Here is an 11762-nt window from a genome sequence, read left to right as displayed (position 1 = left end):
GGCGGGCGCGGCTACGCGCTGCTCCATCTGCGGCGCGGGCACCGAGGCGGCGGCGCGCGGCGCCGCCAGCGCCACCTGCGGCGCGGCGGCCTGCTGCTGGGCAGCCAACTGCTGCACCTGCCGCAGCGAATCGCGCTGGCGCTGCTGCAGGCGGCGCTGCTCCTCCAGCTTCTTCTGCTCCTCCGCCTTGCGCGCCTGCTCTTCCGGCGTCAGCGCCGCGTCCACGGCAGCCGCCGCCGCGGGCGTATCGACGGAGGCGGCGGGCGCGGCGGGATCCACCGCGGCCTGCCGCGGCTGCGCGGTTCCGGCGGGGGTCGCCGTCAGGCTGGCGGCGGCAAGGCGCTGCACGGAGGGGGTGGGATCGGCGCCCGCCAGCACCGTCTTCGCGATCACGCCGCCACCCACCAGCACCGCGGCGGCAATGCTGGCCGCCAGCAGCGCGCGGCCATTGCCCGCGGGCTGGCCCATCTTTGCCATCCCCGAACGGCGCTCCGGGATGGGGATCAGCGTGGCGCCCGGCCCATCCACCTCCACCGTCGCCAGGGTGACCGGCGCCGGAGCGGAAGGCACCAGCGCCACCGGCTCCAGGCTCTGGGTGAGCGCAAGCGCCGCGGGCGCGGGGCTCTCCTCCTTGCGATGGAGCACGACCGGCTCCGGCGCGCCGACCACCGGCTCCACCTTCGCCTGCACCGGCTGCGGCGCGGGCACGATTACCTCGACCGGAGGCACGGGCGCCGTCGCGGCCGCGATGGCCTCGATGGGAGGCGCGGGCACCGGCGCGAGGACGGGGGCCTCCGCGCGAGCGGGCGTGCGCGGCTCCGGAACGGCGGGCTTCTCCAGCGCGGGCGGGATGTACAGGCTGTCGGCCAGGTCCGTCTTCGCGGCGACGATCGGCTGGCGCGTGCGGGCCGGCGGCTGACGCGTCGCAGACGGAGCGGCCGGCGCAGGCGAGGCTTCGACGGCGGCGGGCGCGGCTTGCGCTTCGACGATCGCGGGCCCGGGAGCATCGACCATGACCACGACTACCGGTTCCGCGGCAGGCACCGGCTCCACCGCAGCCACGACCACCGGCTCCATCGCAGCCGCAACGACCGGCTCGGCGGCAGGGACGAACTCCACCGGAACGGAAGCGGCCACTGCGGCCTCCGCCCCGGGAGCCTCGACGGCATCCGCCGCCACCACCACCGCATCCTCATCCGCCGGCGCCGCGACTTCGGCGACGTGGGCGGCGAAGGAGGCGGCGGTGATGGGGGCCTCGACAGGCGCAACGGGCTCTGGCGCCGCCACGGGGGCGGGCCTGGCGGGGGCGGCGCTCTCGGCGATCAGGTGCGCGGCAAAGTCGCCGGCATCGGGCCAGCGCTGTGCCGGGTCGGCGATCAGGGCACGGCGAACGGCCTGCGCCACGTGGGCCGGAAGGTCCGGGCGTGCGTCCAGCAGCGACGGCGCCATCACCGCCTGCCCGCGGGCCATGGAGAGCAGCAGCTGCATCCACTCCGCCGGCAGCGCGGCAAACACCTCGTACGCCACCACGCCCAGGCTGAACACGTCCGCCGACGGTGCCAGCTCCCTGCCCCGCCGCAACCGCTCCGGCGAGGCGTAGCGGGCGGTGGCGCGCGAGGGCGGCGCGCCGGCCGGGTTCAGCCCAAGGCCGAGCACCTGCACCCGCAGCCGCCCCTCGTCGCGAGAGAGCCAGAGGGTGCCGGGGTGCAGGTCGCCGTGCACCAGCCCCGCGCGGTGCGCCGCCGCCATCCCCGCGGCCGCCTCCTGCACAATGCGCAGCCCCAGCGGCAGGGGCGGCGCGCCACGCTGGGCCAGCAGCGCCGCCAGCGTGCCGCCCGTCCCCAGGTCCGCCACCACGAATTCCACACCCAGCGCCGCGTCGCTCCCAAAATCCAGCACGCGGGCCACGTTGGGGTGCACCAGCCGCGCGGCGGCCTTGCCCTGCTGGGCGGCGATGCCTTCCGCCGGGCTCAGCGTGCGCAGGGCGACGGCGCGCTCCAGCCGCAGGTCGGTGGCGCGGTACGCGGCGGCGCTGCCTTCGCCGGCCAGCGATTCCTCGATGCGGTAGCGGTCGGCGACGATGGTGCCGGCGGGGAGGGTTCCGGTGCTGGACATCCTGGATCGACCGGGACAGGGTGGCCCGGCGAACGCGTCCGGCCCCGCGGCGGGGCCGGCGCTCGCCGGAAATCGCGGTGCCGCGGCCGTCTATCAGGGACAGAAGGCGCGCGGTGAACGGATCAAAACCTTGACGCCGCCGGCACGCGGGGGGCGTGCTGCTGCAAACGGACGGCGCAGTTCGGGTTGGAGGGGTCAAGGTAGTGGCCATCTCCGTCCAGGTCAACGTTTTTCGTCGGCTTCACACCCCCCGCGCCACTCCATGCGCCCGACACGTTACGCCCGGTTGCATCGTAGTGTACCAACGAGGTGTCCCAGAACAGGTACACCCACCTGGGAGAGGTGAACGGAAACTGGGCGCCAAAGCCCCTCAGGTGTCAGAGATACAAGGGTTTACGCGTTACTCTGCTCGGGGCACGGGGGATGCTTTACAGTGGATGCGCGCACCCGGCGTCCGGGTGCCGGAAAGGAGTTTGGGAATGGAGATTCTTCGTCGGTACCTGGAAACCTCGCCCACGCGGTTTGATGCGTACGTGGCGCTGCAGTGCGCCCTGATGCGCCGGTACGTGAGCCGCGGCGGCACCACCGAGGAGTTCTGCGAGCGGCTGGCGCCGGTGTATCACCGCCGGTATGCGCCGGTCCTGCTGGATAACCGCTGAGCCCTCTGGCCGGCACGAGGCCTGAACGGGAAAGCCGCCCCGATGCACCGGGGCGGCTTTCTCGTATCGATCATCGATGACGTCCTCCGCACTTCCGCACTTCACTTCGGACGCTGCGCCTTGATCTCCGCGGGCGGCTCGAACTCCGCCGCGGGGATGGGATCGTGGTGGATGGCGCTGACGGTGAGCACCACCTGCTGGCCTGCGGCGGTGACGACGGTCCGCCCCGGCAGCGTAAGCGCGCCGAAGGGGCGGTAGTCGCCGAACGTAATCGTGGTCTGCTCCGGCGTAGTGACGGAGATGGAGAGCAGGTAGCCGTCATCAACCCCGAAGCAGCCGCGCGCCTCATCGTTCTCCGGCGTAACCATCCGCACCTGCCAGCAGGCACGCCCGTCCACCTCGGCGCGCCCAATGGTCTCCATCACCGGGTACTCGTCAAACCGCAGGTTGCTGTCGAACTTCGCCTGATTCTGCACCTGCTGCAGTTCCGGTCCCTGCAGCAGACGGGCGCCCTGTCCGGGAACCACCATCCAGCCGATGGTCCCGTCGAAGCCCTGCTCGACGGTCCCCAGGCCGGGGATCTCGCCGCGCATCACCATCCTGTCGGGTCGGGCCTGGATGAAGTTTACCGACATCGTCAGCCCGTCCGTAGTCATCTCTCCGATGGTGCGCCGGAACCGCGGCGCCGACACCGCCTGTACGCCGCCGATCGCGGTCCAGTACCGGGCAATGATCTCCCGAGCAGGCGGCAGCTCCTGCGCGCGAGCCGGCCCCGCGGCCAGCGTGAGCGCGATGCCGGCCAGCGAGAGCCTGCGGGTCCATGTCCTGCGCATGGGGATGGGGCTTCGGCTAGCGTGAATCACGGCCATCTAATGCCCATTGAGAATCTGAATCGGTAACGTGCCGTCCCCCTGCGGGAGCGAATCAATTCGCCGCTACAACTGCACAACGTCCACCTTCGTGGACTCGGCGGCCCGACCGTGTGCGGCGTTCCACGCACCGGCGCGTCCGCAACCGGTAGATCACCGGATTTTACCGAATCCGCAAAAACAATCGCTGTTTGACGATTGCTGTCATCCTGAGGGAAGGCGCCGCCACGAACGTGCGGAAACGAGAGAAACCCGTGCGCCGACCGAAGGATCTCTTTCGGAAACGCGCGGCTTCTCGCGCCAAAGTCAGACGTAGCCGACAGAATCGTGCGCCCATCAGGCAGATTCTTCGGTCGGCGCACGGGCCCTGGCGCATCCCGCCAGAATCGAAGGTGCGCCTCCCTCAGAGTCAGAATGACACCGTCCGCCGGGGGATCGATACGGTTTTCCGGATTCGGTATTAGCATTAAATTAAATCCACAATCAGCATCATGCATCGTCAGCCGGGAGGCGGGGATTACCACCTCCCGCACTAACGCACTCACGCACTTCAGTACGGATTCTCCTCCGTCGTCGCCGCGCTGGGCTCCACGAACTTCGCGGCGGCCATCGTGGCCACGTGCACGTCCAGCTCTCGCGACTTTACCTTGTCGGAGATCTCGAGCACCACGTCGGCCACGGGGGCCACGCGCTGCTCCTTGACCTTGTGGCGCCGCACGGCCGTCGTCCGTTCCTCCTGCTCGCGGTCGCCCACCACCAGGATGTACGGCACCTTCTGCTTTTCCGCCTGGCGGATGCGGTAGTTAAGCGACTCGTACTGCGCCAGCTCGGCGCGCACGCCCGCCTTGCGCAGCCGCGCCGTGACCTCCTGCGCGTACTCCAGGTGCTTTTCGTCGCTGATGGGCAGGACGACCGCCTGCACCGGCGCCAGCCATACCGGGAACGCCCCCGCGAAGTGTTCGACGATCACGCCCACGAAGCGCTCCAGGCTGCCGAAGATGGCGCGGTGGATGACGATGGGCGTCTGTCGCGTGCCGTCCTGCGCCATGTACTCCAGCTCGAACCGCTGCGGCAGCTGAAAGTCCAGCTGGATCGTCCCGCACTGCCACTTGCGGCCCAGGCTGTCCTGGATGCTGATGTCGATCTTGGGCCCGTAGAACGCCCCATCGCCCTCATCCACCCAGTACTCGCGCCCCGCCGCCTCCATCGCCTCCTTCAGCGCCAGCTCCGCCGCGTTCCACTGCTCGATCTCGCCCATGAACTTTTCGGGGCGCGTGCTCAGCTTCATCGAATACTGCAGGCCGAACACCGAATAGAAACGATCGACCAGCTCCAGCAGCTGCCGGATCTCGTCCTGCACCTGCTCCGGCGCCAGGAAGATGTGCGCGTCGTCCTGCACAAAGCTGCGCGTGCGCATAAGCCCGTGCAGCGCGCCCGTAACCTCGTTGCGGTGCAGCACCTGGCTCTCCGCCACGCGCAGCGGCAGCTCGCGGTAGCTGTGCGCCGACGTCTTGTAGTAGAGCATCGTGTCGGGGCAGTTCATCGGCTTGATGGCCCAGTCGGGGTCACCCTCCTGGTCGCGCACGATGAACATGTCCTCGTGGTAGTTCTCCCAGTGCCCGGACTGGTGGAACAGCTCCGGCTTGTACAGCACGGGGTTCAGGATCTCCACGTAGCCGTACTCCGGCTGCAGCTCGCGCCAGAACCGCCCCAGCTCGTTGCGGATGATGAGCCCCTTGGGATGCCACAGCGCCGACGCCGCCCACGGGTGAAAGCTGAACAGGTCCAGGGCTGCCCCCAGCACCCGGTGGTCGCGCGCCTTTGCTTCCTCGACGAACGCCAGGTAGTTCTTGAGCGCGTCCTTGCTGTCCCACGCCGTACCGCTTACCCGCTGCAGCGACGGGTTCTGCTCGCCCCGCCAGTGCGCGGGGGAGGCCGCCAGCAGCTTTACGTAGTGGCAGAACCCCGTGTCGGGCACGTGCGGCCCCGCGCACAGGTCCACAAAGTCGCCGTTGCGGTAGAACGTCACCGTCTGGTCCACCAGCTTTTCCAGGATGTCGAGCTTGTACTGCTCGCCCTTGTCCCGAAAGTACTCCACCGCTTCCGCGTGGGGGACGACGGCCACCTCGAACGGCTGCTTGGCCTTGGCCACCTGCCCCATCCCCTCCTGCACCGCCTTGATCTCTTCCGGCGTGAGCGGCGCGTCCAGCCGCACGTCGTAAAAGAAGCCGTGCTCCGTGGCCGGCCCAATGGCGAAGCGCGCCCCGGGGCGAACCTGGCGCAGCGCCGTGGCCATCACGTGCGCGGCGCTGTGGCGGATGCGGCGCAGCTTTTCGTCCGCCGGCAGCGCGCGAAACTCCTCGGGCTGCACGGGCGACCACTCCCGCTCCTGCAGCCAGCGATCCCAGTCCTTCATCGTCCTGTCTCCGGTCTTTTATCAGTGAGCCGGCCCGCTCCCGGGCGGCGTGTCGTATCGTCGGTCGTGATCGAAAACGTGAGAGTAACGGCCAGCACCGCCCCGCGCCACCAGCCCACCATACGAAAAAGCCGCCCTGTACAGGGCGGCTTTGGACGTACGGCGGATGTGGATGCTCACCCTGCCGCTCGGGCGAGCTCCGCCGGGACGGTGCCGGTAGTGGTCGTGGTGGTGCCCAGCTGCTGCTGCAGCAGGCGGACGTAACGGTCCGCGATGGCGGGCCACGAAAAGTGGCGCGCCGTATACGACGCCGCGCTACGCGACGCCTCCATCACCATCTCCCGGTTTCCACGATAGCGCATTACCCGCTCCACGAACGCGTCCGCATCTTCACTGGGTACAAGATGGCCGTTCTGGCCCTCGCGCACAACGTCGCTGATCCCTTCCAGGTCGGCGGCCAGCACGGGCATGCCGCACATCCCCGCCTCCAGCATCACCACGCCGAAGCCTTCGATGTCGCCCTTGACGTGGATGTTGGGCATCACGAACAGGTCGGCGCCACGGTACAGGCGGCCCAGCATTTCCTCGGCCACCTTGCCCAGCATCCGCACCCGGCCGTGCAGCCCGTGGCGGTCGATGGCTTCCTGAATGCGCGGCGTCATCGGCCCCTCGCCCGTGATCAGGTAGATCACGTCTTCCGGCAGCCGCGGCATCACCCGGTCGGTGAACCAGGCGAACCCCTTGCGCTCCTGGTGCCGCCCCACGCTCACCAGGATCAGCGCGTCGTCCGGGATGGTCTCCGTCGACTCGCCGATGGCGCGCAGCAGCTCCAGGCGGGCGGCGCGGCGGTCGCGGGGGGCGTTGAACAGGCCAGCGTCCACGCCGCAGGGCACCACGTGCATCCGCGACGGGGGCAGCCCGCGCTGCAGGCACTCCTGCGCCGTGGCACGGCTGATGGGGAACACCGCGTCCAGCGAACGCAGCACCCGCCGCACGTACCACTGGTAGCCGATCGTCGGCAGCGTGACGTCGCGCCCCACCGGCACCGCGGCGACGATGGCGCCGGCCTTGTGGATGGCGCTGATCATCGTCGGCGTGAGCGACGCCGTCACCATGGACGAGTGCAGCACCACGTCGATCTTCTCGCGCTTCACGATGCGCGGGATCTGCCACAGCAGGCGCGCCATGTACCCGGGCATGCGGTACGGCGTGCTCTTCCACGACGTCTCCAGCAGCAGCGAATGCATCTCCACGGCCGGATGCTCCGCCAGCGCGGCAAACTGCCCCTGCGCCAGGCGCTGCATTCCGCCCACGTTGCTGAGCGGATCGCCGGGAAGCGGGAACGAGTGGGAGACGTAGAGAATACGCAACAGCGGCTGCTCCGGAGGGGGCTCCGACCCGGGGTAACTGGTTGGAAGCCCTAAGTATACACCCTTCGGCGCAAAGGTGTCCAGCTTTTCGTGCAACGGCGCCGCCCCACACCCCCTTACGCGTGGTTCCCCGCGAGAGATTCGGATGCCGCCCACCCATCGAAGCCGCGCGGCAATCCGTCCATCGCTTCCCGAGACTGGAGAAGGTGTGGCCAACCTGCCCGCGATCAGTCATCCTGAGGGAGGCGCCGCTCCGCAACCTGCTCTCACGCAAAGGCTTGGCGCCGACCGAAGGACCTTGCCTGCAGAACCAGGAGCCTTGAACGGCTCACGAGGGCTGGCCCCGTCGCGACCCGACAAAGATCCTTCGGTCGCGCGCAAACTCCGTGGTTGCGGAAGGTGCGGGGGTGCGCTCCCTCAGGATGACACCGTACGTCCGGTGAGAGCAGGTGAGGGTTGGCAACACCCTCTCAGGCTCGGCCGCAGGAGGGCAACTCGTCGCGGGCGGGCAACGACATCCTCACGCGGATGGCGCCGGCTCCACCTCCACGGCGTTGTCGTAGAAGGTTGCGCCGGCACCCATGTCCGTTACGCGCTGCGAGGTGGTGTCGTTCACCGTCCGCCCGTCCTCGGAGCGCATGGCCCAGCGCACGCCGTAGCTCACCGCCACCCCCGGCCGCACGTCTTCCGTCACCACCGCGCGGCCAAAGAAGTGGCCGCGGTCGTTCCAGCAGCGCACCCGGTCGTCGGCCTGGATGCCGCGCACGGCGGCCTCGTTGGGGTGCAGCAGGACGGTGGTGTCACCCGCCGCATCGGAGAGGCGGGGCACGTTCACGAAGGTGCTGTTCATGAACGGATGCTCCGGCGGCGACAGCATCATCAGCGGAAAGCGCGCGGCGTGCGCCGGGTCGGCATCCGCGCTCTCCGCCGGCGGGATGTACGTGGGCAGCGTGTCCAGCCCCAGCGCCTCCAGCTCCGGCGCCACGATCTGGATCTTTCCCGTGGGCGTGTTGGGGTGCGGATCGGCGTAGGGACGGAACTCGTCCGGCACGTTCAGCCGAACCCATCCGTCCTCCACCAGCCGCTCGAAGCTGACCCCTTCCAGCCACGGGTGCGACGATTCCAGCGACTGCCGGATGAGCGTCACGTCGTCGTCCTGGAACGCCGGATCGTCCAGCCCCATCCGCGCCGCCAGCCGCCGGAAGATCTCGGTATTGGGCAGCGACTCGCCCACGGGCGCGATGGAGGGTCGGTTGAGGGTAAGGTACACGTGCCCGTACGCCGTGTGGACGTCCCAGTGCTCCAGCTGCGTGGTCGCGGGAAGCACCCAGTCGGCGTAGCGCGCGGTGTCGGTGAGAAAGTGCTCCATGACGACGGTGAACAGGTCGTCGCGCAGCAGCCCCTGCCGCACCTGCCCCAGGTCGGGCGCCACGGCCGCGGGATTGGAGTTGTAGACCACGAACGCCTGCACCGGCGGCCCGCCCACGCCCGCGTCAGGCCGGGTGAGCGCCTCGCCCAGGCGGATCATGTTGATGGTGCGCGTGCCGGGCGGAATCCACTCTGGCTTCTGCAGCGCGTTGCCGTTGAGCTTGAAGGCGCCGCTGGTGGAAAGCGTGGCCCCGCCGCCCAGTTCCCGCCACGCACCGGTGACCGCGGGGAGGATGCAGACGGTCCGCACCGCCATCCCGCCGCCGTGGTGCCGCTGCAGCCCGTAGTTGAGCCGGATAAAGCTGGGGTGCGCCGTCGCGTACTCCCGCGCCAGCAGTTCGATGCGCTCCGCGGGCAGCCCGACGACCTCCGCGGTGCGCGCCGGCGTCCATTCCGCCGCGCGCTCGCGCAGCGCCTCCCAGCCCACGGTGTGTTCGCGCAGGTAGTCCGCGTCCTGCAGCCCGTCGCGGAAGATCACGTGCATCATCCCCAGCGCCAGCGCGGCGTCGGTGCCGGGGCGGATGGCCAGGTGCTCGTCGCACTGCGCGGCCGTGCGCGTGCGGATGGGGTCGATGGCGATGATGCGGGCGCCCCGCTCCCGCGCGCGACGCAGCGCCGGCCACAGGTGCGGGTTGCTGGTGAGGGTGTTGGTGCCCCACAGCAGGATGAAGCGCGCGTGCTCGGCCTCCACCGGCGTGGGCCCCATCCGGTCGCCGTACGTCACCCCCCACCCCACGCTCCCCGCGGTCGCGCAGATGGTGCGGTCCAGCAGGCTGGCGCCGATGCGGTGAAAGAAGCGCCGGTCCATGGACTCGTTCTGCACCTTGCCCAGCGTGCCGGAATACGAGTAGGGAAGGATGGCCTGAGGGCCGTGCGGCCCGTTGCGCACCTCGTTCAGCCGCCGCGCGATGTCGTCCAGCGCCTCGTCCCAGGTGGCCGGCTCGAAGCGCCCTTCGCCCTTGGCGCCCACGCGGCGCAGCGGGACGGTGAGCCGGTCGGCGTGGTAGGTGCGCTCCACGTAGCGGTTCACCTTGGTGCACAGGAACCCCTGCGTCACCGGGTGGTCCGGGTCGCCCTGCACGCGCACCGCGCGGCCGTCGCGCACGTGCACCAGCATGGCGCACGTGTCCGGGCAGTCGTGCGGACACGCCCCGCGCACGATGCCCGTCTGGATTAGGGGAAGGGAGCCAATCTGGATCATTGATCCTCCAGTCGTTTCACCCAGTAACCCCAATCCCGGCTCGAGTGGCTGGCGGCGATGATATGCACGTGATCCTGTTTGACGAGGTAGATGATGGAGTACGGAAATCCCTGAAGCCGCCTGCGCCGCGCGTTCCTAAGCGTCAGGCTGCCACGTTCGGGATATTCCTTTATCTCCTGCAGAATTCGGCGAATTTCAGCTTCAAAGCGCCGGGGTGTGGTGGAGGATGTCGCCTCGTAGTGGGTAATCGCGTCATGGACTTCCTCCACCACCTCGTCACGAAATCTTGCGGGCAGCACGGCGAACTCTCAGCTTTTCGAAGAATTCATCCTCAGAAAGTGTTTTTGCCGTTCCCGCTTCGATCTCGTCGATCCGGCGGTTCATCTCCGCTTCCCATGCCGGATCGAACCGGCGGTCGCCCGTCAGGCTCGCGATGAGCCGATCGACGAGTTCCGCCCGCTCATCCGCCGGAATCTGCATTGCGGCCGACGCAAGCTCGTCGGTGAACTCCGGATTCGCCAGCACCTCATCCGCCGGCACTGCCTTCGTGCGCCCGGACTTGATGTCCGCCATGCTGCGGCGTGCGCGTTCGAGGACGGCGGAATCGATGTCGTCGTGGAACATGCTGCCCTCCACCCGCTCCATCAGCGCAAAACGATCTTCGGGCGAGAGATCCATCACGGCGGCGGTCAGTTCGTCGATGCTCATGGGCTTCCGTTCTCCGGGCATGTGAGGGTCTCCTGAAGATAACGGAACCAGCAGTGGACAGTACAGACACCAATAGGGACGCGCGTATTGTGCCAGCCCCGCGCACATAAGCGCAAGGCTGAAGGGGACTTTTGCTCGTCTGTGACTCGAAGAGGGCGTGTCGGAAATGGCTTGGACAGCAAGCACCGTTGATTCATTCACCCTGCGTAAAGAAACGGCGGCGGCGAGACTCGCGGACGGGAGCGCGCTGAATGCGCCAGCCGCACACCTGTCCACATGCCGATTGTGACGGTGAGGAGGGAGCTGCTGCGGCATACGCCAGCGCGACGACGCCGCCGAGCACTAATCGTTGTGGCGCTTACGCATCACCACGAACTGTTCATGTGGTGCGGCAGCGTGGATAGCGAGAGGCGAAGCGCACCGGGTTCGACCTTCACCCTCCGATCAGTGATCTCGTATCCATCGCTCGCACCCTCGGTCAGTAGAACTCCGACACCGACCTGTGCCAGTAGTCTGGATCGCGGCTGTGGTGCTGGACGGCAACAACGTAGATCCCCTCAAGGGTGGGATAATACACAACCGCGTAGGGAAAGCGACTCAGGATGAAGCGCCTCGTGCCGAGCTCGTACGGCGCGCCGCTCTGCGGATTTTCTCGGATTCGCCGCAGCGCGTGGCGCAGTTCGGCGGCCAGTCGCGCAGGTATCGTTTCGTTCTCTTTCCGGTAGAAAGCTTTGGCGTCGCGAATGTCAGCGCGTGCAAGCGCGGAGTAGCGAACCCTCACGAATCCGCTTCCAGTTCCGCAAGCACCTCCTCCTCATCAAACCACTCGACGTCGCCCGCGTGGATCAACTCCATGCGCCGCCGCACCTCCGCACGCCACGCGGCGTCAGTCTCCCGGTTGGCGGCGTGCGCCGCGTGCAAACGGGCAATCAACTCCTCTCGTTGGTCCAGTGGCAGTTCCAGGGCGGCGGCTTCGATTTCGTCGATGCTCATGGG

General features: G+C 68.5%; 10 protein-coding genes. 1 reads left to right on the top strand and 9 read right to left on the bottom strand.

Annotation, left to right across the window (positions count from 1 at the left end; genetic code table 11):
• Nucleotides 1-2115: protein kinase domain-containing protein (locus tag ACOJUJ_RS24415; RefSeq protein WP_420129535.1), on the bottom strand; the 2115-nt coding region annotated here is incomplete at its 3' end.
• Between the two features lie 479 nt (nucleotides 2116-2594).
• Between ACOJUJ_RS24415 and ACOJUJ_RS24410 the strand changes: the two genes are divergently transcribed.
• Nucleotides 2595-2774: a hypothetical protein gene (locus ACOJUJ_RS24410; protein ID WP_420129534.1), complete on the top strand. Its 180-nt coding sequence runs from the start codon at nucleotides 2595-2597 to the stop codon at nucleotides 2772-2774.
• Nucleotides 2775-2875: 101 nt separating this feature from the next.
• Here the strand turns inward: ACOJUJ_RS24410 and ACOJUJ_RS24405 are convergent, their stop codons facing one another.
• From ACOJUJ_RS24405 to ACOJUJ_RS24370, 8 genes are all read right to left on the bottom strand, one after another.
• The gene (locus ACOJUJ_RS24405) at nucleotides 2876-3607 is read right to left on the bottom strand and encodes a hypothetical protein (protein WP_420129533.1); all 732 of its coding nucleotides are present in this window, start codon (nucleotides 3605-3607) and stop codon (nucleotides 2876-2878) included.
• Nucleotides 3608-4193: 586 nt separating this feature from the next.
• Complete coding sequence (thrS, locus tag ACOJUJ_RS24400) at nucleotides 4194-6059, bottom strand: threonine--tRNA ligase (RefSeq protein WP_420129532.1); 1866 nt, start codon at nucleotides 6057-6059, stop codon at nucleotides 4194-4196.
• Between the two features lie 176 nt (nucleotides 6060-6235).
• Nucleotides 6236-7429, bottom strand: coding sequence for a glycosyltransferase family 4 protein (locus ACOJUJ_RS24395; protein ID WP_420129531.1), 1194 nt, complete (start codon nucleotides 7427-7429; stop codon nucleotides 6236-6238).
• Nucleotides 7430-7949: 520 nt separating this feature from the next.
• Complete coding sequence (locus tag ACOJUJ_RS24390; protein ID WP_420129537.1) at nucleotides 7950-10031, bottom strand: molybdopterin-containing oxidoreductase family protein; 2082 nt, start codon at nucleotides 10029-10031, stop codon at nucleotides 7950-7952.
• A gap of 23 nt (nucleotides 10032-10054) precedes the next feature.
• Nucleotides 10055-10330 (bottom strand): type II toxin-antitoxin system RelE/ParE family toxin, encoded by a 276-nt coding sequence (locus ACOJUJ_RS24385; protein ID WP_420129530.1) that lies wholly within the window; start codon nucleotides 10328-10330, stop codon nucleotides 10055-10057.
• A 4-nt stretch (nucleotides 10331-10334) separates the two neighbouring features.
• Complete coding sequence (locus ACOJUJ_RS24380; RefSeq protein WP_420129529.1) at nucleotides 10335-10766, bottom strand: addiction module protein; 432 nt, start codon at nucleotides 10764-10766, stop codon at nucleotides 10335-10337.
• A gap of 478 nt (nucleotides 10767-11244) precedes the next feature.
• Nucleotides 11245-11547 (bottom strand): type II toxin-antitoxin system RelE/ParE family toxin, encoded by a 303-nt coding sequence (locus ACOJUJ_RS24375; protein ID WP_420129528.1) that lies wholly within the window; start codon nucleotides 11545-11547, stop codon nucleotides 11245-11247.
• On the bottom strand, nucleotides 11544-11759 hold the full coding sequence (locus ACOJUJ_RS24370) for an addiction module protein (RefSeq protein WP_420129527.1): 216 nt from the start codon (nucleotides 11757-11759) through the stop codon (nucleotides 11544-11546). Before ACOJUJ_RS24370 ends, ACOJUJ_RS24375 begins: the two co-directional genes overlap by 4 nt.
• Between the last annotated feature and the right edge of the window lie 3 nt (nucleotides 11760-11762).

It is taken from the genome of Longimicrobium sp., assembly GCF_048594345.1.
Lineage (GTDB): Bacteria > Gemmatimonadota > Gemmatimonadetes > Longimicrobiales > Longimicrobiaceae > Longimicrobium.
Note: the sequence above shows the minus strand (reverse complement) of the source record. Positions and strands in the feature narration are given on the sequence as shown.